Annotated in this window: 21 protein-coding genes; 14 read left to right on the forward strand and 7 right to left on the reverse strand. The window is 70.8% G+C overall.

Annotated features, from left to right (window positions below):
- Positions 1 to 2: 2 nt before the first annotated feature.
- Both tolR and K8625_RS02885 read right to left on the reverse strand, forming a co-directional pair.
- Positions 3 to 476, reverse strand: coding sequence for a protein TolR (tolR, locus tag K8625_RS02880; protein ID WP_141323753.1), 474 nt, complete (start codon positions 474 to 476; stop codon positions 3 to 5).
- A gap of 13 nt (positions 477 to 489) precedes the next feature.
- Positions 490 to 1,200 carry a MotA/TolQ/ExbB proton channel family protein gene (locus K8625_RS02885; protein WP_046715628.1) on the reverse strand — a complete coding sequence of 237 codons (711 nt, stop codon included), beginning with the start codon at positions 1,198 to 1,200 and terminating at the stop codon, positions 490 to 492.
- 163 nt (positions 1,201 to 1,363) lie between these two features.
- On the opposite strand from K8625_RS02885, the gene K8625_RS02890 reads away from it, so the two are divergent.
- Together K8625_RS02890 and murI are read left to right on the forward strand one after the other, a co-directional pair.
- The gene (locus K8625_RS02890) at positions 1,364 to 2,644 is read left to right on the forward strand and encodes a hypothetical protein (protein WP_223748150.1); all 1,281 of its coding nucleotides are present in this window, start codon (positions 1,364 to 1,366) and stop codon (positions 2,642 to 2,644) included.
- A 114-nt stretch (positions 2,645 to 2,758) separates the two neighbouring features.
- Positions 2,759 to 3,577: a glutamate racemase gene (gene murI, locus K8625_RS02895; protein ID WP_223748151.1), complete on the forward strand. Its 819-nt coding sequence runs from the start codon at positions 2,759 to 2,761 to the stop codon at positions 3,575 to 3,577.
- A 31-nt stretch (positions 3,578 to 3,608) separates the two neighbouring features.
- Here murI and carF read toward each other — a convergent pair whose 3' ends face one another.
- Entirely contained in the window at positions 3,609 to 4,475 is an 867-nt protein-coding gene (carF, locus tag K8625_RS02900; RefSeq protein WP_141323756.1) for a plasmanylethanolamine desaturase, read from the reverse strand.
- A gap of 246 nt (positions 4,476 to 4,721) precedes the next feature.
- Here carF and K8625_RS02905 point away from each other — a divergent pair, with 246 nt between their 5' ends.
- Positions 4,722 to 5,279, forward strand: coding sequence for a hypothetical protein (locus K8625_RS02905; RefSeq protein WP_046715624.1), 558 nt, complete (start codon positions 4,722 to 4,724; stop codon positions 5,277 to 5,279).
- Between the two features lie 81 nt (positions 5,280 to 5,360).
- Here the strand turns inward: K8625_RS02905 and K8625_RS02910 are convergent, their stop codons facing one another.
- The gene (locus tag K8625_RS02910; protein WP_223781769.1) at positions 5,361 to 6,833 is read right to left on the reverse strand and encodes a DASS family sodium-coupled anion symporter; all 1,473 of its coding nucleotides are present in this window, start codon (positions 6,831 to 6,833) and stop codon (positions 5,361 to 5,363) included.
- A 122-nt stretch (positions 6,834 to 6,955) separates the two neighbouring features.
- On the opposite strand from K8625_RS02910, the gene ftsE reads away from it, so the two are divergent.
- The 9 genes from ftsE to K8625_RS02955 all read left to right on the forward strand — a co-directional run bounded on the left by ftsE (position 6,956) and on the right by K8625_RS02955 (position 17,354).
- Positions 6,956 to 7,648 (forward strand): cell division ATP-binding protein FtsE, encoded by a 693-nt coding sequence (gene ftsE, locus K8625_RS02915; RefSeq protein ID WP_223748153.1) that lies wholly within the window; start codon positions 6,956 to 6,958, stop codon positions 7,646 to 7,648.
- The gene (locus tag K8625_RS02920) at positions 7,645 to 8,547 is read left to right on the forward strand and encodes an ABC transporter permease (protein ID WP_223748154.1); all 903 of its coding nucleotides are present in this window, start codon (positions 7,645 to 7,647) and stop codon (positions 8,545 to 8,547) included. The genes ftsE and K8625_RS02920 overlap by 4 nt, the downstream gene beginning before the upstream one ends.
- Positions 8,544 to 9,668: a murein hydrolase activator EnvC gene (locus K8625_RS02925; protein WP_223748155.1), complete on the forward strand. Its 1,125-nt coding sequence runs from the start codon at positions 8,544 to 8,546 to the stop codon at positions 9,666 to 9,668. The genes K8625_RS02920 and K8625_RS02925 overlap by 4 nt, the downstream gene beginning before the upstream one ends.
- A gap of 75 nt (positions 9,669 to 9,743) precedes the next feature.
- Positions 9,744 to 10,604 carry an alpha/beta fold hydrolase gene (locus K8625_RS02930; protein WP_223781770.1) on the forward strand — a complete coding sequence of 287 codons (861 nt, stop codon included), beginning with the start codon at positions 9,744 to 9,746 and terminating at the stop codon, positions 10,602 to 10,604.
- 61 nt (positions 10,605 to 10,665) lie between these two features.
- Positions 10,666 to 12,039, forward strand: a complete 1,374-nt coding sequence (locus K8625_RS02935) for a S41 family peptidase (protein WP_255665473.1) — start codon at positions 10,666 to 10,668, stop codon at positions 12,037 to 12,039.
- A gap of 94 nt (positions 12,040 to 12,133) precedes the next feature.
- On the forward strand, positions 12,134 to 13,993 hold the full coding sequence (locus tag K8625_RS02940; protein ID WP_370641870.1) for a PEGA domain-containing protein: 1,860 nt from the start codon (positions 12,134 to 12,136) through the stop codon (positions 13,991 to 13,993).
- A gap of 2 nt (positions 13,994 to 13,995) precedes the next feature.
- A complete protein-coding gene (locus K8625_RS02945; RefSeq protein WP_223748159.1) occupies positions 13,996 to 14,304 on the forward strand; it encodes a hypothetical protein in 309 nt (102 codons plus the stop codon).
- Between the two features lie 218 nt (positions 14,305 to 14,522).
- Positions 14,523 to 15,503 carry a D-alanine--D-alanine ligase gene (locus tag K8625_RS02950; RefSeq protein ID WP_223781773.1) on the forward strand — a complete coding sequence of 327 codons (981 nt, stop codon included), beginning with the start codon at positions 14,523 to 14,525 and terminating at the stop codon, positions 15,501 to 15,503.
- Positions 15,504 to 15,830: 327 nt separating this feature from the next.
- Complete coding sequence (locus tag K8625_RS02955) at positions 15,831 to 17,354, forward strand: cellulose synthase family protein (RefSeq protein WP_223748161.1); 1,524 nt, start codon at positions 15,831 to 15,833, stop codon at positions 17,352 to 17,354.
- 65 nt (positions 17,355 to 17,419) lie between these two features.
- Here the strand turns inward: K8625_RS02955 and K8625_RS02960 are convergent, their stop codons facing one another.
- Positions 17,420 to 17,950 carry a hypothetical protein gene (locus K8625_RS02960; RefSeq protein ID WP_223748162.1) on the reverse strand — a complete coding sequence of 177 codons (531 nt, stop codon included), beginning with the start codon at positions 17,948 to 17,950 and terminating at the stop codon, positions 17,420 to 17,422.
- Positions 17,951 to 18,033: 83 nt separating this feature from the next.
- Between K8625_RS02960 and K8625_RS02965 the strand changes: the two genes are divergently transcribed.
- Complete coding sequence (locus K8625_RS02965) at positions 18,034 to 19,122, forward strand: PEGA domain-containing protein (RefSeq protein WP_223781774.1); 1,089 nt, start codon at positions 18,034 to 18,036, stop codon at positions 19,120 to 19,122.
- Positions 19,123 to 19,177: 55 nt separating this feature from the next.
- Here K8625_RS02965 and K8625_RS02970 read toward each other — a convergent pair whose 3' ends face one another.
- A complete protein-coding gene (locus K8625_RS02970) occupies positions 19,178 to 19,768 on the reverse strand; it encodes a hypothetical protein (protein ID WP_141323768.1) in 591 nt (196 codons plus the stop codon).
- 53 nt (positions 19,769 to 19,821) lie between these two features.
- On the opposite strand from K8625_RS02970, the gene K8625_RS02975 reads away from it, so the two are divergent.
- The gene (locus K8625_RS02975; protein WP_223781775.1) at positions 19,822 to 21,603 is read left to right on the forward strand and encodes a M1 family aminopeptidase; all 1,782 of its coding nucleotides are present in this window, start codon (positions 19,822 to 19,824) and stop codon (positions 21,601 to 21,603) included.
- Between the two features lie 12 nt (positions 21,604 to 21,615).
- On the opposite strand, the gene ftsY is transcribed toward K8625_RS02975, so the two are convergent.
- Positions 21,616 to 23,181, reverse strand: coding sequence for a signal recognition particle-docking protein FtsY (gene ftsY, locus K8625_RS02980; protein ID WP_223781776.1), 1,566 nt, complete (start codon positions 23,179 to 23,181; stop codon positions 21,616 to 21,618).
- Between the last annotated feature and the right edge of the window lie 14 nt (positions 23,182 to 23,195).

Genomic DNA, 23,195 nt, shown 5'->3' on the forward strand with positions numbered 1-23,195 from the left:
GGCTAGCGCTTCGCCTCCTTGGGCTTCTTCGAGGTCGACTGCGTGTTGGACGTCTTGGAGCCCGTGGAAGGGTCCGTGATCATCCCCACGTTGTTGATGCCCGCGCGCTGGGCGGCCGCCATCACCTCCACGACGGTGCCGTAGGGCACGTCCCGGTCGGCGTGGAGGAAGACCTCCTTGTCGGCCTGCACCTTGGCGTTGGCGGCAAGCTTCGCCTCCAGCTCCTCGAGCGCCACCTCCGCGTCGCCGATGTAGACCTTCTTGCCCGCGTCGATGGAGAGCACGACCTTCTTCTCGGTCGCCTCCACCGGGGCCGCCTTGGTCTCCGGCAGGTTCACCTTCACGCCCTGCTGGATGAGGGGCGCGGTCACCATGAAGATGATGAGCAGCACCAGCATCACGTCCACCATGGGCGTGACGTTGATCTCGCTCATCGTGGTGCGGCCACCGCCGCGATTGCCTCCGCCCATGCCCATGGTCGAGGTCCGCCTACCGGAAGAAGTGACGCTTGATGATGTTGAGGAAGTCCGCGGAGAAGTTGGACATCTCCGTGTCGAACACCTTGATGCGGCTGACGAACGAGTTGTAGGCGACCACGGCCGGAATCGCCGCGAACAGGCCCGCCGCCGTGGCGAACAGCGCGTTGCCCACCGGCGCCGCCACCGTGGCCAAGGTCGCGTTGCCCTGCTCGGCAATCTGGTTGAACGCGCTCAGGATGCCGATGACCGTGCCGAACAGGCCGACGAAGGGCGACGCCGCGCCCACCGTGCCCAGGAACGACACGCGCGCTTCCAGCTCGGTGATTTGCGACGTGGACGCCCGCATCAGCGCGCGCTCCACGTTCTCGATTCCGCCCAGCCGCTCCGCCATGGCGCCCTCGGCGCCGCCTTCCTTGGCCTGCGCCAGCTTGGTCAGCTCCTCGTAGCCCGCACAGAAGACCTTGGAGAGCGGCGAGGCGTCCAGCTTCTGGGCTGTCTGGTAGATGGCCTCCAGCCGGGAGGCCTTCCAGAAGGTGTCGAGGAAGGTGAGAGACTGTGCGCGAGCCTTGGCGAGCTGGGTGGCCTTCATCGCGATGAGGGCCCAGGAGGCCACGGAGACGCCCATCAGGAGCAGCAGCACGGCCAGCTCGATGAAGGACGCGTCGCGGATGATCTCCACGTAGTTCATGGCGCCGAGCGCCAGGGGCAGGTGGGGCGTCATGGGGTGGAGCGCGTAACACTCCGCTACAACTGGGTCAAACAAACGGGGCAAGCCCGGCTGCTTGAAGTGGATTGGCCGTGCCGGTGAATAATTCCCGGGAGGGGTCGTCCGAGGTGACTGAAACGGGCCGAACACCTCATCACCCCAAGACAGGTTGCCCCCCATGAACTCCCGACTGCTGGTTGCATTCCTCTGCCTGGCGGCGGTCTCCTCCGGCTGTATCATCCACGACGAGCCCGCCTACGAAGGTGACGTGACGTTCCGTTGGACCCTCGCGGGCCTGCGCTGCGACGAGGACCCGGATGTCCGGGGCGTGAACATCTACATCCCGGGCGAGCGCCTGGAGAACGATGGCCGCTACCCGTGCCGCGCCAATGGCTTCGACGGCATCGTCCTGCACCGCTTCCAGCCGGGCACCTACAGCTTCCAGTTGGAGGCGGTCAGCTACGTCAACGAGGTGCTGTACGAGGGCAGCGGCACCTTCCGCATCAACGGCGACCAGACGGTGGAGATCGACTTGCTGCCGCCGGGCGTCCCGCCGTCCTACGCGTACCTCGAGTGGCAGTTCCCGGGGAACGCGAGCTGCAACTCGGCCGGCGTGCGCTACGTGGACGTGCGCATCGACAACAGCGAGTGGGGCCGCTTCGACTGTGAGGCCGGCAGCAACGGCAACGCCATCAAGTCGCTGTACGTGGACCCGGGGGAGCACAACGTCATCATGGTCGCGCTCGACTCCCGGCTGCGCGCCGTCTACGAGCACAACGGCCGGCTGACCACGCACTATGGCGCGCCGACCTCGTACATCGGCTCCATGCGCTCCACCGCCACCGGCGTGACGCTGGGCTGGGAGTTCCAGGACGGGCCGAGCCGCTTCAACTGCAGCCAGGCGGGGGTGACGCACGTGGAGATCCGCATCGACGGCGGGCCGTGGGAGCGCTTCTCCTGCTCGGCGGGCAGCGCGGGGGCCACCATCACCAACACCAACCTGGGCGCGGGCAACCACGACCTGCAGCTGGTGGCGGTCGATGCCCAGAACAACCCCTGGTACTACTACACCGGTTCGTTCTCGGTGCCGTCGGGTGGCTCGGCGAACGTGCTGGCCTCGCTGTGGGTGATTGGCGGCGCGTCCATCAAGTGGGAGCTGCGCGCCGGTGGCTCCGCGCTGAGCTGCTCTCAGGCGGGCATCAACGACGTGGCCATCAACTTCCGCGACGTCTTCACCGGAGAGCTGGTGTACGGCATCGTCGGTGACGTGCACGGCTGCAACGACGCGCCGGTGGTCTTCGAGTTCCTGCGTCCGGGCCGCTACCAGGTGGAGATGTTCGCCCGGGCCAACAACGGCGTCGAGTACCGCTCGGTCGCCAACAGCGTCACCGTGGACGTGGTGGGCCACTCCTTCCCGGGCCCGAACAATGCCCTGCTGGTGTCGCTGTTCCCCAACTAGTCGAACCCACCCGTTCGCGGGGTGAACAGAAGGGCCGGGGCCAGGTGCCTCGGCCCTTCGTGCTTGCGGGGGTGGGCCCTGTCGCTGGCATCAAACGTGATAGGGACACGGGACATGCGGCAAGGCAGCCACAATCCCATCGGCGTATTCGACTCCGGCATCGGCGGGCTCACGGTCCTCAAGGCCCTGATGGCCCGCCTCCCCCACGAGAGCACGGTGTACCTGGGCGACACCGCGCGCGTGCCCTACGGCACCAAGTCCGGCGAGGTGGTGACGCGCTACTCGCTGAAGAACGCGGAGTTCCTGCTGGAGCGCGGCATCAAGCTGCTGGTGGTGGCCTGCAACACGGCCTCCGCCGCCGCGCTGCCCGCGCTGGAGGCCTCGCTGCCGGTGCCGGTGGTGGGCGTCATCCAGCCGGGCGCCTCCACGGCCCTGGCGCGCACGCGGGGCGGTGGGGTGGGCGTCATCGGCACGCCGGGCACCATCCGCTCCGGCGCCTACCAGCGGGCCCTGGAGGCCGGTGGGCCGCGGGTGCGGGTGAAGGCCCGCGCCTGTCCGCTCTTCGTGCCGCTGGCGGAGGAGGGGTGGACCACCGGGGACGTGCCGCTGCTGACGGCGCGCGAGTACCTGGGGGACTTCGCCCGGGACGGCGTGGACACGCTGGTGCTGGGCTGCACGCACTATCCGCTGCTCAAGGGCGTCATCGCGGAGGTGGTGGGCCCGGACGTCGCGCTGGTGGACTCGGCGGAGGCCACCGCACAGGCCGTCGCGGCGCTGCTGGAGCAGAAGGGGCTGCTGGCGCCCGCGACGGGGGAGAAGCCGCCTTCTCACGACTACTTCGTCACCGACGTGCCCGAGCGCTTCATGGAGGTGGGGGCGCGCTTCTTGGGCCGCCCCATCACCCACGCCGAGCAGGTGGACCTGAAGTTCTGACGGCGTGGGCCCGGCTCCGGGCCCAGCGTGCTCAGGCGGAGGGGCGGGTGGTGACGGTGGCGGGCGCGGCCTCCTCCGTCGTGGTGGCCTTGGTGAGCAGCTCCTTGGCGGCCTGGACGACGGGGGGCTCGGCGGCGCCCTCGGCCTCCACGAGCGCGCGGGCGGCCTCGTCGCCGATGTCGTCCTCGCGCGGCACCAGCCCGGTGACGCGGGTGATGAGCCGCTCCATCAGCGGGAAGAAGGACACCAGGTTGAGCGGCCAGTTCAGCCAGCCCACGGTGATGCAGTAGTACTTGTTGAAGGGCGCCGTGTGGTGGATCTGGTGGTGGGCCGGCGGCAGGATGAGGTGGATGCGCTGCAGGAAGCCGATGAGGGCCGGCGGCGCGTCCATGTGCGACCACTTGTGGAACTGGTTGGTCGCCATCACCCAGAAGATCATCGCGCCCAGGAAGCTGGACACGAACACCCAGCCGGAGCTGGACAGCGGCATGCTCACCGCGGCCACGGCCACCGGCAGCGAGATGAGGCAGTTGTTGCCGTTGGTCTCCACGAAGTCGTGGCGGGTGATGGCCTTCTCGTCGACGTGGTGCTCGCGGAAGGGGCGGATGAGCGCCTTGCCGAGGATGGGCATCTCCGTGGAGCCCCACGTGTCCCCCATCCAGTGCACGAAGCCGGAGACGAAGTCCGCGGCCAGGTAGCCCAGCAGCACCGCGCCGAGCAGCAGCCACGGTCCACCGTGCGGGTTGTTGTAGAGCCGGTAGACCAGGAGGAGCTCCAGCGCCACGAAGCTGACGATGGCGCCAATCTCCATGGCGCGGATGGCGGGGGAGTAGCCCTCGGCCAGGACCTGGGCGTCCTGCAGGCGGACCTTGTTCTTGATCTCGTTCGTCTTCTTCATCCGTGGCGTCCCTGGGCCGGGGGTGTCGTGGAGCACCACACCCATAGCCTGTACGTACCCCAGCCGCTTTTGGCTTTTCAACGGACCGGAGTCTCGGGCGCACTCGAAGGCCGGGTCGCAAGGCAGGCGGGCTCCCGCCGCAGCTTTTGCGTCATGCCCGGCGGGCAGGCGCGCGGGACGGACATGCGGGGGCGAGGCTTACCTTGCGACGTGGGGAAGCGGCTGGTACGGTCCGCCCACTCGGCAATGACGAAAACCTTCGAGAAGGCCGTCACCGGCTTCAACCACAACATCAAGCACAAGGGGAAGGTCTACCACGTCCAGACCGAGGACTCGGGCGTCAACAATCCCCACATCATCACCCACCTGTTCGTGGGCGGGAACATCCTCGCGTCGAAGAAGACGTCCTACTCGGACATCCTCAACGCGGAGAGCCTGGCGGAGGTCGTCCGCGAGTTGATGGAGGAGCAGCACAAGGAGATGCTGCGAAACCTCATCAACGGCGTGTACGACAACTACGAGTCCGCCGTCCGGTCGTACCAGCCCGGTCAGCTCGCCTCCGAGGCCGACCAGGCCCAGGCGAAGCTGCAGACCGGCCAGCCGATGGCCCCCAAGCCGGTGGTGGTGCCCGTCGCGCCTGTCGCGCCCGTGTTGCCTCCGGAGGTCGCCGCCGCTCGGGCCCTCAAGGAGAAGCCGAAGATCAACGAGGTCGGCGTGGAGACCCTCTTCGGCGAGGACCTCATCTCCGAGAAGAGCCTCGACGAGGTCATCCTCAGCTACCTGGCGGGAGAGGGCGAGCAGTAGCCCCCCGCCGTTCGTCGCCCCGGTGGCCTCGTGGCCCCGGGCGCGTCGACTGTCCTCCAGTCGACACCTCCTCCCGCATCGCTAGGGCAGCACCCACCGGACCCAGGTGGCGCCGTAGACCGTGAGCAGCAGCGCGGCGAGGACGTCCAGCAGGATGCCCGTGCGCATCATCACCGGCAGGCGCACCACGCCGCTGCCGAAGACGATGGCGTTGGGCGGCGTGCCCGCGGGCAGGGCGAAGTCGCACGAGGCCGCGAAGGTGCTCACCGCCAACAAGGGCCGCGAGGCGGGCAGCACGTTCAGCATGACGTTCGTCGTGGCGGTGTTGGAGGCGATGGCCGACAGCAGGATGGTGGCGCTGGCCACCGTGCCGTATTGGACCAGCCCCGGCAGTGACTCCAGCTCCGACAGGCGCGAGGTCATCCACGAGGCAAGCCCGCTGGCCTCGATGCCCGCCGCCAGCGCGAAGCCTCCGCCGAGCAGGAGCAGCGTGTCCCAGGGCACCCGGCGCAGCGCGGCCACCGACAGCCGGCCCAGCACCACCAGCGTCACGGCGCCCACGATGGCCACCGCGGCCTCGTAGTGCTTGCCGCCCAGCTTGAAGCCGTCGAAGGCGCGGGCCACCCCCGGCGCGAGCAGCGCGCGCAGCGGGTCGCCGAAAATCCACAGCACCGCGGCCACGAGGAAGACGACGCCCACGGTGCGCTCCCCGCGGGACATGGGGCCCAGCTGCTCGAGCTCCCGGGCGATGACGTCTCCGCCCTGGCCCGGGCCCATCCTGTCCTGCCGGGCCCATCTCCACAAGACCGCCCACGCCACGGGCAGGAAGAGGAGGACGAAGGGGAGGGCGGCGACCATGTACTCGACGAAGCCCACGTCCGTGCCCAGCCGCCGCGACACCACGCCGGCGAAGACGGAGTTGGTGGGGCTGCCAATCTTGGTGCCGATGCCGCCGAGGTTGGAGCCGTAGGCCACCGCGAGCATCAGCGCCGCGCCGAAGTGCTCCAGCGGGCGGCCCTCCGACGCGCGCAGCTGGGCGAGCAGCGCCATGCCGATGGGCACCATCATCACCGCGGTGGCGGTGTTGGAAATCCAGAGCGACACGGCGGCGGTGGCCGCGAGCATGCCGAACAAGAGCCGCTGGGGGCCGGTGCCCACCGCGCGCATGATGAGCAGGGCGATTCTGCGGTGCAGGCCCCACTGCTCCATGCCGGCGCCCAGCGCCATGCCGCCCATGAAGAGGAAGATGTACGGGTCCAGGAAGGGCAGCACGGAGCGGCCCGCAGCCACCGCGACGCTGTCCGTGTCGAACACGCCGAGCACCGGGAAGAGCACCACCGGGAGCACGGCCGTCCAGGCCATGGGGACGGCCTCGGTGAACCACCAGAGGGCCATCCACGCGGCCACGGCGGCGGCGGCGGCGGGGCGGTGGTCCAGGCCGGGCAGGGTGTGCAGACCGGAGGGAACCCCGTAGATGAGGCCAGCGGCCAGGGGGCCCGCGACACGTCCCACCCACTGTCCCGTCGTCGCGCCGCGCGCGGCCTGCTCACCCATATGGCGTGGGACCGTCGCACAGGTGGTGCCGGGGGTGGGAGGGGAAAGCCGGTCCTCCCGCCGGGCGTGCGTGGGTCGCCCGCGCCCGGCCGTGGTAGGTTGGCGTCCTCCCGCGCCGCGCCATGATTCAATTCTTCCACGTCTACAAGGCGTATCCCGGCGATCCGCCGGTGCTCTCGGACATCAACCTCAGCGTGGAGAAGGGCGAGTTCCTCTTCCTCACGGGCCCCTCGGGCGCGGGCAAGACGACGCTGCTCAAGCTCATCTTCTGCGCGGAGAAGGCCACCAAGGGGCAGATTCTGGTGGGCGGCCGCAACATCGCCCGCATCCGCGAGTCCGCCGTCCCCTACCTGCGCCGCAACATCGGCGTGGTGTTCCAGGACTTCAAGCTGCTGCCGCACCGCACCGTGGAGGACAACGTGTCCTTCACGCTGGACGTGCTGGGCGTGCCGCGCGCGCAGGCGCGCGACAAGGTGCGGCGGATGCTCAAGCTGGTGGGGCTGGAGCACAAGGCGGACTCGTTCCCCCTGCGCCTGTCGGGTGGAGAGCAGCAGCGCGTGGTCATCGCGCGCGCGCTCGTGAACGACCCGACCATCCTCCTGGCGGACGAGCCCACCGGCAACCTGGACCCGGCGCTCACCGTCGAAATCATGGACCTGCTCACGCAGGTGAACATCCGGGGCACCACGGTGGTGGTGGCCACGCACGACGCCACGCTGCTCGCGCGCTACCAGAAGCGCACCGTGCGCCTGGAGCGCGGGCAGATTGTCTCCGACGAGGACGGCGTCAAGGCGGCGCGGCGGATGGTGGTATGAGCGCGCTGGCGAAGACGCGGTACTTCTGGCGCTCGGCGGCGGTGGGGCTCAAGCACTCGCCCTTCGTGCACTTCATCGCCGTGACGACCATCGCGATTGCCCTGTTCTCCGCGGGGCTGGCGCGCGGCGGCGCCCGGGTGCTCGACAACCTCCTGGCGTCCCTGGGCGGCGAGGTGGAGGTGACGGTGTACCTGGCGCCGGAGCTGGGCCAGGACGAGGCGCACGGCGTGCGCGCCCGCGTGGAGGCGCTCAGCCAGGGGCAGGTGACGCTGGTGCCGCCGGACGCGGCGCTGGCGAGGCTGCGCACCGAGCTGGGTGATTTGGGCGAGGCCTTGTCGGAGCTGCCGGAGAACCCGCTGCCCGCGGCGCTGGAGCTGCGCGTGCCGCCCGCGCAGCGCACGCCCGAGGCGCTCCAGGCCCTGGCGAAGGAGCTGCGACAGCTGCCCGGCGTGTCCGGCGTGGACTACGGCGAGCAGGCCGTGGAGCGGCTCACGGCGATTGCGCGCGCGCTGAGCTTCGGGGCGATGGTGGCCTTCGTGGTGGTGCTGGGCGCCACCGTCGTCATCGTCGCGGCCACGCTCCAGCTCGCCATCTATTCGCGGCGCGAGGAGATTGAAATCCAGAAGCTGGTCGGCGCCACGGACCGCTTCGTCAAGGCGCCCTTCCTGCTGGAGGGGCTGCTGCAGGGGCTGCTCGGCGCGGGCGTGGCGCTGTTGGGGCTGTGGGCCTTCGGCAAGCTGGTGGGGCCCACGCTGGGCTCGCTGTTCGCCTTCCTGCTGGGGCCGGGCGTGGCGGCGCCGTGGGTGGAGCCGCGCCTGGTGCTGGAGCTGGTGGGCGCGGGCTGTGGCCTGGGGCTGGGCGGCAGCTTCGTGGCGGTGGGCCGCTTCCTGCGCGTATGAGCCGCGTCCTCGTCCTCGCGCTCGGCCTGGCGCTCCTCGGCCTCCCCGCGCGCGCACAGAAGCTGGAGGAGGCGGAGCAGTCCGCGCTGCGCGAGAAGCTGGCCGCGCAGCGCGCGACGCTGGCGCTGGTGGAGGCCAAGAAGCTCACCGTGCTCGAGGGCCTGGAGCTGATGGAGGAGATGGTCGCCTTCTCGCGGCGCCGCGTGCGCGCGCTGGAGGCGGACCTGGCCGTGTTCCGCAAGCGCGTCATCCTGGCCGAGCGTGAAGAGGTGTTGCTGCGCGAGGCCCTGCGCGTGCAACTGCGCCGGCTGTCCCCGCGGCTGCGCACCCTCTACCGCGTCATGCGCCGCCGCCCGCTGGAGGTGCTGCTGTCCGCCGAGGACTTCTCCGCGCTGGTGTGGCGCGCCCGCGCGTTGGAGGCGAGCATGGCCGGAGACCTGGACCTGCTGCGCGGCGTGCAGCGCGTGGCTCACCTGCAGCGCCAGTCCACGCTGGAGCTCAAGCGGCTGCAGACCTCGCTCGCCGCGCGCGTGGCCTTCCTCCAGGAGCAGGAGCGGCTGGCGCGCGCGCAGCACGAGGCGCTCGAGGAGGTGGTGGGCTCGCTCGCGGGTGAGGCGGAGCTGGCGCGCCGCGCGGTGAAGGAGCTGGAGCAGGCGGACGCGGAGCTCTCCCAGGTGGTGCGCGAGCTGAAGGAGGCGCCCGCCACGCACGGCTTCGGCGCGCTCAAGGGCAAGCTGCCCTCGCCCACGCGAGGCATCGTCGAGGTGGGCTTCGGCAAGGTCGTCAACCCGCGCTTCAACACCGTCACCGTGCAGAAGGGGCTCGACATCCGCGCCGCCTCCGGCACGCCCGTCATCGCCGTGGCCGATGGCACCGTCGTCTATGCCGGCTCGCTGCGCGGCTACGGCAACCTGCTCATCCTCGACCACGGGGACGGCTACCACACCCTCATGGCCCACCTGTCCTCCGTCACCCCGGAGGTGGGCGCCCCCGTCGTCGCCGGTGAGCCGGTGGGCGAGGTGGGGGACACCGGCTCGCTCAAGGGCTCGTACCTCTACTTCGAGGTCCGCAAGGCCGGGCAGGCCGTCGACCCCGCACCCTGGCTGGCCCCGACGCCCTGACGCATTGCGGCACGCTTGAGGCGGGCTTGTTATCCTGGGTGAAGGGATTTCGGCACGAGAGGAGCGAGCAGGCGCATGGACCTCATGGGCGGAATGCAGAAGGCGGTGCGACGGGTGCTGGTGGCCCGGGGTGTCCAGTCCTCGACAGTCGACGTCGGCGGACAGTCGGTGCACTTCTACTCGCTGAAGGGGCAGGGGAAGGGGCCGCCGGTGGTGCTGGTGCACGGGCTGGGCGGCTCGGCGAACGGCTTCGGGCGCACGTTCTTCGGCCTGTCGAAGCGCTTCTCGCGCGTGGTGGCGCCGGACCTGCCGGGCCATGGCTTCTCCGTGCAGTACTGCGGCGGCCAGGTGTGCGTGCGCAACCAGTTCGAGGTGCTGCGCGCCTTCGTCGAGCAGGAGGTGAAGGCGCCCGCGTACGTGGTGGGCAACTCGCTGGGCGGCGCCATGTCGGTGAACCTGGCGGCCGAGTCTCCCCAGTGGGTGCGCGCGCTGGCGCTGGTGGCCCCGGCGGGCGCGGAACTGCCGCTGGAGGAGAGCACCGCGCTGCTCAACGCGTTCAAGGTGGGCACGCCCGCGGAGGCGCGCGCCTTCACCCGGCGCCTGTTCCATCAGGCCCCGCTGCCGGCGCTGCTCCTGGCCACCGAGCTGCGGCGCTTCTACGACACGCCCACGGTGAAGGCCCTCACCGCCGAGGCGCTCGAGTCGCGGCTGAGCCTCTCGCCGGAGGCGGTGGGCAAGCTGTCCATGCCGGTGCTGTTCCTGTGGGGCGGCAGCGAGCGGCTGTTGCCCTCGCGCTCGCTGGACTGGTTCCGCTCCCACCTGCCGGCCCACGCGCAGGTGAAGGTGGTGCAGGGCTTCGGCCACGTGCCGCAGATGGAGCGTCCGGACGAGCTGGTGTCGCACCTGGTGCGCTTCGCGGATGCGTCGGGCCTCTGAGGGCCGGGTATAGACTGGGACGCCCTTCGAGCTGTCTTCCGCGAAAGGACGTACCGTCGTGATGCGTCTCTCCCAGCCATGGCGCGCGGCGCTGGCCGCGCTCCTCCTCGTGTCCGAGCCCTCGGCCGCACAGGAGAAGAAGGACGCGGGCGGGAGCAGACCTCCGGGGAAGGCGGAGCGGGCGGAGAAGGACGACGCCACCTATCGCCAACTGGAGACCTTCGCGCGCGTGCTCTCCTACGTGGAGAACAACTACGTGGAGCCGCCCGACCGCGAGCGGCTGGTCTACGGCGCCATCCAGGGGATGCTCGACACGCTGGACCCGCACACCGTCTTCATGCCGCCCGACGTGTTCCGGGAGATGAAGATCGACACCTCGGGCGAGTGGGGCGGCCTGGGCATCGAAATCGCGCGCAAGAACGACCGCATCATCGTCGTGGCGCCCATCGACGACACGCCGGCGGCGCGCGCGGGCCTCAAGGCGGGCGACGAGCTGGTGGGCATCGATGGTGAGAGCACGCGGGGCATGGACGTGGGCCGCGCGATGCAGAAGATGCGAGGGCCCGCCGGTGGCCGCGTCCTGCTCACCATCCAGCGTCAGGGTTTCACCGCGCCGCGAGAGATCGCCATCATCCGGGACCACATCCGCATCGTGTCGGTGGAGGGCGCGCTCTACGGAGGCATCGGCCACGTCAAGGTGAAGAACTTCCAGGAGCGCACGGACCAGTACCTGCGCAAGGAGCTGGACCGGCTGCGCGGCCTCAACGGCGGCAAGGAGCTGCGCGGGCTGGTGCTGGACCTGCGCAACAACCCCGGGGGCCTGTTGGACCAGGCGGTGGCGGTGAGCGACCGCTTCCTGCCGGGCAACCTGCCCATCGTCTCCACCCGGGGGCGCGACGGGCGCAACTCCACCGAGGAGCGCAGCAAGGACCGCGACACGGAGAAGAACTACCCCGTCGTCGTGCTGGTCAACGCGGGCAGCGCGTCCGCGTCGGAAATCGTCGCCGGCGCGCTCCAGGACCATGGCCGCGCCACGCTCATCGGCACGCCGACGTTCGGCAAGGGCAGCGTGCAGACGGTCATCGAGCTGGAGGACGGCTCCGGCCTGAAGCTGACGATTGCCCGCTACTACACACCCAAGGGCCGCAGCATCCAGGAGCGCGGCATCACCCCCGACTACGTCGTCCCGGACGAGGCGGGTGGAAAGCCCGGACGCGAGGCGCCGCGCGAGAAGGACCTGCAGCGTCACTTCCGCGCGGAGGGCTCGGAGGAGGCCTCGTCCCAGCCGTCCACGCTCAAGGGCCCTCCGGAGAACCTGGTGCCCTGGGACGTCGCCGCGCCGCTGAAGGACCCGCCGCTGAAGGTCGCGCTCGAGTACCTCAACGGGCTTGCGGCCCCTGGTGGACGGCCTCCGGCGCGCGCCGAGGGTCGCTGAAGACACTGCTTCCCCCTTGCTTTTCGCCGCGACCTCCGTTTGATGGCGGGCGGACAAAGGTGAACGAGTGATGCGACCTTCGAGCAATCGCGCGATGCACGCGGCCCTCAGCGGGTGGTTGGTGGGCATGCTGGCAGTGGGCCCCGCCGCCGCGCAGTCGAGCCTCCCCCTCAGGCTGACGCCCCGAGCAGTCCCCTCCGCCTCTCCGTCCTCGGTGACGGTGGTGGCCATCCCGCTCGATGCCACGGCGCGCACGGAGGCGGCGCGGCTGGCGTACTGGGCCGAGCAGTCCGTGGCGCGCTCGGGCCGGCTGGAGCTGGTGCGCCTGTCGGAGGCGCTGGACGCGCAGGGCAGGGCCGAGCGCGAGGCGAAGGCCGCCGAGGGCACCCAGGCCATGAAGGACGGCCAGGCGGCGTACGACGAACTGGACACGCAGAAGGCGCTCGAGCGCTTCGACGTGGCCGCCAAGGCGTTCGAGGCGGGAGACCTGTCGCGCGGCTTCGGCGACTTCGTCCGCGCCCGGGTGATGAAGGCTGCCTCGCAGGTGGCCAACGGCGAGAACGCCGCCGCGCAGCTGGAGATTCGCGCGGTGCTCGCGGTGGACCCGCGGGCGCAGTTCTCGTCCAACTTCTTCCCGCCCGACGAGATGGCCTTCGTGGACAAGGAGCGCAAGGCGGCGCTCGCCGGCTCCACCGTCGCGCTGACGGTGCGCACCGAGCCCGTGCCCGCGCAGGTGTACGTGGACGGCCAGTTCCGGGGCGTGTCGCCCGTGTCGCTCCAGGGCCTGACGGCGGCGGACCACTTCGTGACGGTGATGGCGCCGGGCTACGAGCTCGAGCAGCGCCGCGCCCGCGAAGGGGAGACGTCGCTCACGCTGCGGCCCTCGGCTTCGCAGCGCGCGCTGCAGGCCATCACCGAGCGCGTCGTGCGCAAGCCCGACGGTGTCGAGCGGGACATGGCCCTGCGCGAGCTGGGCGCGCTGGCCGGTGTGTCCCAGGTGCTGGCGCTGCTGGTCCAGGGCGGCACGGGCACGGCGCCCGTGCAGGTGACGGGCCTGCGGCTGGACGTCACGGACGGCCACAACCTGGGCTACGCCGTGGGCTCGGTGCCCGTGGGCGAGGCCATGGCGACGGGCTCCGACACGTTCCTGTCCTCGCTGGTGGGCGCGGACACGGCGAGGCTCGCGGGCAACAAGCCGGTGACGCACTTCTCGAGCGGCGGCAGCAGCAACCGCAAGACGATGGGCTACGTGCTGATGGCCACGGGTGTCGCGCTGTTGGCGGGCGGCATCTACTTCGGCATGGAGGCCTCCTCGAAGGAGGATGACTTCCGCCGCGCGCCCCAGACGAGCCCCCGCGCCAAGGACTTCAAGGACACGGGCAAGACGTACGCACTGGTGGCCGACATCGGCCTGGTGACGGGTCTGGTCTCCGCGGGTCTGGGCAGCTACTTCGCCTTCGCCGGCGGTGGAAGCAGCTCTTCGTCCTCCTCCTCCTCCAAGGCCGCGGCCACGCCCTCCCGTTCGCGGGCCACGCCTCCGCCGTCCAAGGCCGCGCCCTCCAAGAGCGAGTCCCTGGACATGCCGCCTCCGCCCAAGGGCACCCGGCCCGTGAGCGAGCCGCTCCCCATGCCTCCGCCCCCGTCGAAGACGACGACGCCCGCGCCGGCCAAGACGACGCCCGCGCCCCAGGCCACCGAGCCGGCTCCGGCGCCGCCCCCCGCGCGCGACACGAAGCGCTCGCGCGACGAGGACGCCGCCCAGCGCGAGGAGGAGCTCAAGAAGCGCCGCGAGGAGGTCGAGCGCCAGCGCCGTGAGCTGGAGGAACGCCGCAAGCAGGAGGAGGCCGATGCGGAGGCCAAGCGCAAGCGCGACGAAGAGGAGAAGCGCAAGCGCGAGGAAGAAGAGAAGAAGAAGCGGCCGTCCATCGACGAAGACGATCTCCGGAATTACTAGCCATGCGACGTCCCCTTCGTTTGCTCATCCCCATGGCGGCCCTCTCCCTGGGCCTGTCCGCGTGCAGCCTCCTGGTCGACTTCGACGAGGAGGGTCAGCCCTGCGATGACCGCAACCAGTGCCTGGAGAACTACGTCTGCAAGGACGGCAGTTGCACCGCGGACGACACCCCTCGGCCCTCCGATGGTGGCACCGACGCGGGCACCACGGATGCCGGCACCGACTCAGGCACCCCGGACGCGGGTGGTGACGCCGGCCCTGTCCCGGGCCCCGGCCCCGTGGACGCGGGAACCGGTGACGGCGGCTTGTAGTCGCGGGCGCGAGGGGCGGTAGTTCCTACAGCTCCTGGCGCCCCGTGGCCGGGCTGCCGCGCCGCGTCCCCGCGGACACGCCCGCCTGGCCGCCCCCTGGTCCTCGCAACCCCGCGTCTCCACTCGGGAAGCGTGGCCTGGCCGCCTGTGTCCCACCCCTCGGGGTGGGGTTGGCATCCGCCGTGCTCTGTCGTGAACCCACGGAGGGTTTCATCGACATGGGCAAGCGCGTCGGAGTGCTGATGGGCGGGTGGGGTGAGGAGCGGGAGATTTCGCTCAAGAGCGGGGAGGCCGTGGTGGCGGCGCTCGAGTCCCGCGGCCACCACGTCACCCGGATATTCGCGGGGCCGGGCCTGGACCGCGCGCTGCGGGCCGCCGAGCTGGACGTGGCCTTCATCGCGCTGCACGGGCGCATGGGCGAGGACGGCCGCGTGCAGGGCCTGCTGGAGCTGCTGGAGCTGCCGTACACGGGCTCGGGCGTCCTGGCGTCCGCGCTGGCGATGAACAAGCCCTTCGCCAAGAAGCTCTTCCGGCTGCACAACCTCCCCACGCCCCAGGGGTACCGCGTGGGCCGCGACGACGCTGCGCGCGCCCCGGAGCTGCATGGTGATTTGGGCTTCCCCTGCGTGGTGAAGCCCGCCTGTGGCGGCTCCTCGGTGGGCCTGGGCGTGGTGCGCGAGCCCCAGGAGCTCGCCCAGGCGGTGGCGCAGGCGTGCCGCTTCGGGGGCGAGGCGCTGGTGGAGCGCTTCGTGTCCGGGCGCGAGGTGACGGTGGGCATCCTCGGTGACGCGGTGCTGGGCAGCTGCGAGGTGGCCACGCCGCGCGAGGGCTTCGACTTCGAGGCCAAGTACAAGGGGGGCGCCCGCTACTTCCTGCCGCCCCGGCTGTCCGCCACGCGGGTGGCCAACGTGGAGGCGCTGGCGCTCGCCGCGTACCGCGCCCTGGGCTGCCGGGGCTACGCGCGGGTGGACCTGCTGTGCTCGGACACCGACAACGACGTGGTGCTGGAGGTCAACACGCTGCCCGGCTTCACCCCCACCAGCCTCCTGTCCAAGATTGCCGGCCACGCGGGCCTGGACTTCCCGGAGCTCGTCGAGCGCATCCTGGCGCTCGCGACGCGCGACGAGGCGGGTATCCTGGACGCGCCCGAAGTCACCCCCGCTCCCGTCGTCGACGAGCCCCGCCGCGCCGTCAGCTGAAGCGACGCCCCGACAGCCCCAGGCCGCCTGCCCGGCTCCCCAGGGCGTTCCTCCAGGCCCTCGTGACCCGCTCCGACGCGGTGGGTCACGATGGACCTGAACAGAACGTTCAAATTCGGGGAATAATTTGACACGTCCTTGACGCCTCCCTATTGTCCGGCGCGATCAGTCCCGGAAGGTCAAACCCTTGTCTTTTCGGGCACATACGGGGCGGGGGCTCAGCGGACCCAGGAGGCGGCGGTCGGCGTGAGGACGGGATTCCGGAGCCGCCGCGTATGGAAGGACCGCGGGCCACGGGGGCCGTGCGGGAGGGGCTGAGCGTCACCGATGACCACCGTCGAGATCATCTTCCTGGGCGTCTATTTCAGCGTCCTGTGCGTGCTGGCGGTCTACGGCTCGCACAGGTACCGGATGGCGTTCCTGTACTACCGGCACAAGTTCAAGCTGCCGACGCCCAAGGGCTCCTTGAAGGAGCTGCCTCGCGTCACCATCCAGCTGCCCATCTTCAACGAGATGTACGTGGTGGAGCGCCTGGTGGAGTCGGTGTGCCGCATCGACTACCCGCGCGACCTCCTGGAGATCCAGGTCCTCGACGACTCGACGGACGAGACGTGTGGCATCGCCCGGGCGTGCGTGGAGCGTCACCGCCAGAAGGGCCATGACATCGTCTACATCCACCGCGTCAACCGCGAGGGCTTCAAGGCGGGCGCGCTGGAGAACGGCCTGAAGTCCGCGCGCGGCGAGTTCGTCGCCGTGTTCGACGCCGACTTCGTGCCGAGCCCCGACTTCCTGCTGCGCACGGTGCCGTTCTTCTCCGACGCGAAGGTGGGCATGGTGCAGGTGCGCTGGGGCCACCTCAACCGTGAGTTCTCCATCCTCACGCAGGCCCAGAGCATCTTCCTGGACGGCCACTTCATCATCGAGCACACGGCGCGCAACCGCTCCGGCTGCTTCTTCAACTTCAACGGCACCGCCGGCATCTGGCGCCGGGGCACCATCGCGGACGCGGGCGGCTGGCAGCACGACACGCTGACCGAGGACCTGGACCTGAGCTACCGCGCCCAGCTCAAGGGCTGGCAGTTCGTGTTCCTCCCGGAGGTCATCTCCCCGGCCGAGGTGCCGGTGGACATGAACGCCTTCAAGAGCCAGCAGCACCGCTGGGCCAAGGGCTCCATCCAGACGGCGAAGAAGCTCCTGCCCACCATCCTCAAGAGCGACCTGCCGCTGGTGGTCAAGCGCGAGGCGTTCTTCCACCTCACCAACAACATGGCTTATCTGTTGATGGTGCTGCTGTCGGTGCTGATGCCCATCAGCATGGTGGTGCGCTTCCAGCACGGCCTGTACGGCACGCTGTTCCTGGACCTGCCCTTCTTCGTGTCCGCCACGGCGAGCGTGTGCTTCTTCTACGTGGCCGCGCAGCGCGAGCGGGGCGTGAAGGGCTGGGAGCGGGTGAAGTACCTGCCGTTCCTGATGAGCCTGGGCATCGGCCTGGCCATCAACAACGCCAAGGCCGTGGCGGAGGCGCTGCTCAACCAGCAGTCGGGCTTCGCCCGCACGCCGAAGACGGGCGCCGAGGGCAAGAAGGTCGTCGCGGTGAAGAAGGCGTACCGCGGCAGCAAGACGCTGATGCCGGTGGTGGAGCTGCTCTTCGCGGCGTACTTCACCGGGGCGCTGTGGTTCGCCATCGACGCGCGCATCTACACGTCGCTGCCCTTCATCATCCTGTTCCAGGCGGGCTTCCTGTACGTGGGCGTCTCCAGCCTGATGCAGGGGTTCGCGGGCCGCGTGAAGCTCAGCGACGCCGCTCCCGCCGTCAACGCGGCCGAGGAGCAGGCGCGCCGCGCCGCCTGAGGTCAAGCCGTGCGCGCCCCGGGAGGTCTTCCGGGGCGTGACGCGAAGCCGGGCGCCGGGGACCTTCAGGGACCCGCGTCCGGCGTCTCCCGCAGCAGCACCTGCTTGAGGCGCACCGGCGGAGGTCCGGTGCGGGAGGGCTGGCAGCCCTCGTCGATGGACGTGCTGGCCACCGCGCGCAGCGTGAGGCCCGCGTCGTCGCATGCCACCAGCTCCGTGGGGAACACGACGGGGCAGGGAGCGCCCGAGCCCGTGAAGCCCGTGGCGCGCGTCTCCCCGACGAAGCCGCCCGGTGTGCGCTGCAGGACGATGGTCGCCCCGCTCGAGTCGGCGCCCGGGGTGCCCGCATCCGTGTCCGCGAGCGCGCGCACCACGGCCAGCGTCAGCGTGCCCGCGTCCTCCTCGCCCCGGTAGCGGAACGCGGGGTTCTCCTCGTGGCGGTACTCGCCCGCCTGGCTGCTCTCACAGCCGGGCGGCACACGGATGGGCGGTGGAGGTGGGGAGCGCGTCTCCAGGGTGGGAGGCGCCTTGGCGGGGCACGCCGTGAGGCAGAGGACACTGAAGCCGAGGGCCAGCGATGGCAGGGCGCGGTGCATGGGGCGCGGATATTGGCTGAATGGACGTGCGAGCGGGACTTCGTTTGATTCCCCTTGGACGACTCTCTAACCTTCGGACCGTCATGAGCATTCGACGCCTCGTCCTCTTTTCGCTGGTGGCCGTCCTGGCGGCACCGTCCTCCGCGCTCGCTCAGGCCGACGACCTGCTCGCTCCACTCACGCCGTCGAAGTCGGCGACGAAGAAGCCGGCCAAGCCGAAGGTGGTGAAGAAGAAGAAGGCGGAGAAGGCGACGGCGAAGAAGCCGCCGAAGGCCGCCAGGCCCGCCGCCACCGCGAAGGGCTCGAAGAAGAAGAACCTCCCGCCACCGGATGACAGCCTGCTGGCGCCCCTGGCGCCGGTGAAGACGGAGCTCGCCGTCGTCATCGCCGGGGGTGTCCGGGGCGCGCGGCTGACGCTGGATGGCCGCGACGCGGGCGCGCTGTCGGCCACGCCCATGACGGTGCCCGTGGCGCCCGGCGACCACCTGCTCGTGGTGCGCAAGGCCGGCTACGAGGACTACTCGCGCCGGTTCACCGTCAAGGAGGGCTCGACGCAGGACGTGAAGGTCGCGCTGGTGGCCACCATGGGCTTCGCGCGGGCCATCTCCGATGTGGCCGGCACCAAGGTCCTGGTGGACGACGTCGAGGTGGGCACGGTGCCTCTGAGCGACATCCTGCTCAAGCCCGGCTCGCGCGAAATCGAGTTCCGCGCGGAGGGCTTCCGCCCCGACATCCAGCGCATCAACGTGCTGGCCGGCACCAACTACGAGCTGGTGGGCAAGATGCGGCCCCTGGTGGACACCGCGGTGGCGAGCAACACGCCGCGCGAGGACGTGCCCGCCAACCCCGTGCTGGACCCGTCCTCCACGTCGCAGGGGGATGACTACAACCCGGCCCTGGCCTTCAACGAGAAGTCGCCGGACGCCGAGCTGGAGGGCTCCAGCAAGCCCTGGTACGGCCGTTGGTACGTCTGGGCCGGCGTGGGCGCCGTCGTGGCCGCGGGCACCGTGGGCGCGGTGATGGCGACGAAGGAGCCGGGCATCAAGCCCCCCAACCTCGGGACGGCCTGCAACAACGGCCCCTGCGACATCGTGCTGGGGGGCGGCATCCGCCCGGTGCGCGGCAACGGTGGCGCGCAGAAGCTGGCGCCCGTGGGCGGGCTGCGCTTCTAGCCTCCCGAAAGGCCGGGTCCCCTCGGATGGGTGGCGCGGCCCCGGAGGTTCCGTCTCACTCCCCGCGCAGGTCGTCCTCGACGGCGCGGGGCTCGGGCGCGGAGAGGACCAGGTACACGTCCGACACGCGTCCCACGCCCCAGGTGTCCAGCACGGTGGTGCGCACCTTGAAGGGCTCGGACTCCGGCAGGAACTCCGTGAGGTCCACCTCTCCCGGCTCGAAGGTGAAGGCGCGGCGCCCCACGTTGTCCACCTGCTCGTTGCCCAGGTGGACGCTCTCGGTGAAGCCCACGACGGCGCGGCGCTTCACCTGTCCCTTGGCGTCGGTCACCTCGAACAGCAGGAAGTTGTCCACGCTGATGCCGAGCGTGCCCTTCGCGTCCCCGTATAGCCGCGCGCGCATGCCGTCGCGCTGGAGCACGGGCGTCTCGCCGAAGGTGACGACGCGGGGCGTGCGCTCGCCCTCGTCCGTGTCCACCTCCACGTCCTCGCGCACCTTGTCCAGGGTCTCCGTCTCCTGGGGCGGCGTGTCCACGACCAGGCGGACGGAGCGGGGAGTCGTCGGGGCGGCGGTGGGCGCGGGGACGTTGCGCGCGCACGCCATCCACCCCAGGGTGGCGGCCAGCAGGAGCGTTCGAGAGTGCATGTCCCGCAAGGCTAGACGAGCCGTGGTGGCCCGGGTCAATTAGCATGCGCTTCATGCGCCCAGCCCTGCTCAGCCTGCTGTCGTGGTGCCTGCTCCTCGGACAGCCGGCCCGGGCGGACATCCCTCCGGAGGTGGCGCTGAGCCTCCAGCACCTCAAGCCCGCCGAGCGCGAGCGCGCCGCGAAGGCGCTGGGCCCCCTGGAGGAACTGCCGCGCTACCGGGTGCAACTCGACGTGAACCCCGAGACGCGCGAAGCCACCGGGCGGGTGCAGGTGGAGGTGCTGGCGCGTGAGCAGCCCATCAAGGAACTCTACCTGCGGCTGACGCCCAACGCCCTGGGTGGCAAGCGGGTGGTGTTGTCCGACGCGCGGATGAACACCGCGCCCATCGTCCTGGAGCAGCCGGAGCCCACGCTGTATCGCCACCGCCTCGCGGAGCCCATGCCCGTGGGCATGGCGGTGGTGCTGGACGTCGCCGTGCGCGCGGTGGTGCCTCGGGGGGAGAAGGGCGGGGGCGGGCTGCTGGCCGGCGCCGGTGGCGGGAAGAAGGGCCCTGGAGACCATGGCGCCTTCTCCATCACGGAGGACTTCGTCAGCCTGGTGGGTGTGGTGCCCCAGGTGCCGCCGCTGGACGACAAGGGGCAGCCGTGGGCGGGGCCGCAGGGCATTGGAGATCTGGCGCTGTACGCGCCGGCGCATGTGCTCGCGTCCATCACCGTGCCGTCGGGCTGGGTGGTGCACGCCACCGGCGCGGCCATGGGCGAGGTGCCGGAGCGTGACGGCCGGGTGCGCTACGCCTTCGCCGCGGGCGCGGTGCGCGACTTCCCCATCCTCGTGTCGAAGGGCTACGCGGTGTCCACGGCCACGGTGAACGGCGTCACGGTGGAGAGCCACTACGCCGCGCGCAACCAGGACGTGGGCGAGCGCGTGCTCAAGTACGCCACGTCCGCGCTGGCGGAGTTCGAGAAGCGCCTGGGGCCCTTGCCGTACACGCACTTCCGGGTGGTGGAGGCGCCGTTGTCCGGAGGGGCGGGCGGGATGGAGTTCCCCGGCCTCATCACCGTGGCGACGTCGCTGTACCGCGGCGTGGTGGACCCGCTCGAGATGGTGGCGGGCCACGTGGATCTGGAGCAACTGAAGGAAGTGATGGAGGCGCTGGGCCCGTTGGGCGCGGGGGCACCGATGGCGCAGATGGGCGAGACGCTGGAGCGCACGCTGGAGTTCACCGTCGCGCACGAGGTGGCGCACCAGTACTTCGCGGGGCTGGTGGGCTCGGACCCCATCAACGCGCCCGTGGTGGACGAGTCCCTGGCGCAGTACGCGGCGCTGCTCTACATCGAGTGGAAGCACGGCAAGAAGGCCGCCGAGTCGATGCGCAAGGAAGCGCTGGTGGCGCCGTACCACATGTACCGGATGTCGGGCGGCGAGGACGCGCGGGCGGACCGGCCCACGGGCGCGTTCGATGGGGAGATGGAGTACGGCGCGCTGGTGTACGGCAAGGCACCGCTGCTGCACCACGCGTCGCGCAAGCTGGTGGGCGACGCGGCCTTCTTCCAGGGCCTGCGCTCCTACGTGGACACGTACCGCTTCAAGTGGACGTGCAAGGAGTGCTTCACCAAGGAGCTCGCCAAGGCGAGCCCCGGCAACGGCAAGGCGCTCGAGCGGCTGCGCGTGCGATGGTGGCAGGAGGCCCGCGGTGACGATGACCTGGGCCTGCCCAACCTGGACTCGGTGATGGACACGCTGGGGGCGGGCAGCGGCCTGGACGCGGATGCGCTGGACGCCCAGGCCAAGGAGCTGCTTGAGCAACTGCTGCCCTCACTGTTGGGACAGTGAGGGCAGGGCGCTTCAGTCGAAGAGCGCCTGGACGAACTCGCGCGGCTCGAAGCGGCGCAGGTCGGCGACCTTCTCGCCCACGCCCACCCAGACCACGGGCAGCTTCAGCTCGTCGCAGATGCCGATGATGACGCCGCCCTTGGCGGTGCCGTCGAGCTTCGTCAGGGCGATGGCTGTGACGCCCACGGCCTCGTGGAACTGCTTGGCCTGCTGGATGGCGTTCTGGCCGTTGGTGGAGTCGAGCACCAGCAGCACCTCGTGCGGCGTGCCGGGCATGGCCTTGTCCATCACGCGCTTGACCTTCTTGAGCTCCTCCATGAGCGGCGCCTTGGTGTGGAGCCGGCCCGCCGTGTCGGCGATGACGACGTCGGCGCCCTCGGCCTGGGCCTTCTTGATGGCGTCGAAGATGACCGAGCCCGGGTCTCCGCCCTCGGCGCCCTTCACCAGCTGCGCCTTGGCGCGCTCGGCCCACACGTCGAGCTGCTCGGTGGCCGCCGCGCGGAACGTGTCGCCCGCGGCCAGCACCACCTTCTTGCCCTCGCCGGTGAGCTTCGCGGCCAGCTTGCCGATGGTCGTCGTCTTCCCCGCGCCGTTGACGCCCACCACCATGACGACGTGAGGCGGACCGCCGCCCTCCAGCGAGCGCGGCACCGGCAGGTCGACGATGCGCGCCACCTCCGTGCGGATGAGGTCCTTGATGCGCTCGGAGTCCTTCAGCTCGCTGCGCTTGAGCTTCTCGCGCGCCACGTCCACCAGCGTGCTCGCGGTGCGCACGCCGATGTCCGCGGTGAAGAGAATCTCCTCCAGCTCCGCCAGCACGGACTCGTCCACCTGGCGCTGCGAGCCGAACAGCCCGTTGAGGCGGGCCATGAAGCCCTGGCTCTTGGTCTTGTCCAGGCCCTGGGCCAGCGTGCGGCCGGCCTCCGCGTCCACCTTGGCGCGGGCGGCGGCCTCCTCGGCGCGGCGGGCCTCCTCGACGGCGGCGGCCTCGCGGGCCCGCTCCTCCTCCAGGAGTCGCTGGGCCTCGGCCTGCTCACGCTTGCGCCGCTCGCGGGCCTCGTCGTCGGCGGACTTCTTCGCGCGGTACTCGACGCGCTTCTCCTCCTCCTCTCGCTCCTTGAGGGCGCGGGCCTGCTCCTCCAGGCGGGCGCGCTCGCCGGCGTCCGTGGTGGTCCGGGCCGCGCGGCTCAGCTCCTCGCGCTGGCGGGCCAGCTCCTGGGCGCGGGCGTGGGCCTCGTCCACCTCGCGCAGCCGGGCGGCCTCCTTCTCCGAGGGGGGCAGCTCGACGCGCAGCTCCGGCCGCTCGGCGGGAAGCGCGGGCTTCTCCGGGACGGGGACGCCGGGCTTCTTGCCCGGCTCGGGCGCGCGCTTCTTGAAGAAGAGCTTGCGGGCCGCCAGCACCATCAGCAGGGCGAAGAGGGCCGCCCCGCTGATGCCCACCACGTCGCCCGTGGTGAGGCCGTCCGAGGGGGGCACGCCCGTCCCGGGCTGGGTGGTTTCCCCGCCCGGGGTGGGGGCGGGGGAGGGGGCGGGCGGCACCTGCGCGGTCAGGGCGTCGAGGGCATTGGGGGTCTTCATGTGCGCGGCTCCGC

The sequence above is a fragment of the Myxococcus sp. AS-1-15 genome (assembly GCF_020037055.1).
Classification (GTDB): domain Bacteria; phylum Myxococcota; class Myxococcia; order Myxococcales; family Myxococcaceae; genus Myxococcus; species Myxococcus fulvus.

Bases quoted from the DNA above. Each gene is read 5' to 3' on its own strand.
- murI (WP_223748151.1), top strand. From the start codon at position 2,759: ATGCGGCAAGGCAGCCACAATCCCATCGGCGTATTCGACTCCGGCATC.
- K8625_RS02885 (WP_046715628.1), bottom strand. From the start codon at position 1,200: ATGACGCCCCACCTGCCCCTGGCGCTCGGCGCCATGAACTACGTGGAG.
- K8625_RS02925 (WP_223748155.1), top strand. From the start codon at position 8,544: ATGAGCCGCGTCCTCGTCCTCGCGCTCGGCCTGGCGCTCCTCGGCCTC.
- K8625_RS02960 (WP_223748162.1), bottom strand. From the start codon at position 17,950: ATGCACCGCGCCCTGCCATCGCTGGCCCTCGGCTTCAGTGTCCTCTGC.
- K8625_RS02965 (WP_223781774.1), top strand. From the start codon at position 18,034: ATGAGCATTCGACGCCTCGTCCTCTTTTCGCTGGTGGCCGTCCTGGCG.
- K8625_RS02940 (WP_370641870.1), top strand. From the start codon at position 12,134: ATGCACGCGGCCCTCAGCGGGTGGTTGGTGGGCATGCTGGCAGTGGGC.
- K8625_RS02945 (WP_223748159.1), top strand. From the start codon at position 13,996: ATGCGACGTCCCCTTCGTTTGCTCATCCCCATGGCGGCCCTCTCCCTG.
- tolR (WP_141323753.1), bottom strand. From the start codon at position 476: ATGGGCATGGGCGGAGGCAATCGCGGCGGTGGCCGCACCACGATGAGC.
- K8625_RS02930 (WP_223781770.1), top strand. From the start codon at position 9,744: ATGGACCTCATGGGCGGAATGCAGAAGGCGGTGCGACGGGTGCTGGTG.
- K8625_RS02975 (WP_223781775.1), top strand. From the start codon at position 19,822: ATGCGCCCAGCCCTGCTCAGCCTGCTGTCGTGGTGCCTGCTCCTCGGA.
- K8625_RS02970 (WP_141323768.1), bottom strand. From the start codon at position 19,768: ATGCACTCTCGAACGCTCCTGCTGGCCGCCACCCTGGGGTGGATGGCG.
- K8625_RS02950 (WP_223781773.1), top strand. From the start codon at position 14,523: ATGGGCAAGCGCGTCGGAGTGCTGATGGGCGGGTGGGGTGAGGAGCGG.
- K8625_RS02910 (WP_223781769.1), bottom strand. From the start codon at position 6,833: ATGGGTGAGCAGGCCGCGCGCGGCGCGACGACGGGACAGTGGGTGGGA.
- K8625_RS02890 (WP_223748150.1), top strand. From the start codon at position 1,364: ATGAACTCCCGACTGCTGGTTGCATTCCTCTGCCTGGCGGCGGTCTCC.
- ftsE (WP_223748153.1), top strand. From the start codon at position 6,956: ATGATTCAATTCTTCCACGTCTACAAGGCGTATCCCGGCGATCCGCCG.
- K8625_RS02920 (WP_223748154.1), top strand. From the start codon at position 7,645: ATGAGCGCGCTGGCGAAGACGCGGTACTTCTGGCGCTCGGCGGCGGTG.
- ftsY (WP_223781776.1), bottom strand. From the start codon at position 23,181: ATGAAGACCCCCAATGCCCTCGACGCCCTGACCGCGCAGGTGCCGCCC.
- K8625_RS02905 (WP_046715624.1), top strand. From the start codon at position 4,722: ATGACGAAAACCTTCGAGAAGGCCGTCACCGGCTTCAACCACAACATC.
- K8625_RS02935 (WP_255665473.1), top strand. From the start codon at position 10,666: ATGCGTCTCTCCCAGCCATGGCGCGCGGCGCTGGCCGCGCTCCTCCTC.
- K8625_RS02955 (WP_223748161.1), top strand. From the start codon at position 15,831: ATGACCACCGTCGAGATCATCTTCCTGGGCGTCTATTTCAGCGTCCTG.
- carF (WP_141323756.1), bottom strand. From the start codon at position 4,475: ATGAAGAAGACGAACGAGATCAAGAACAAGGTCCGCCTGCAGGACGCC.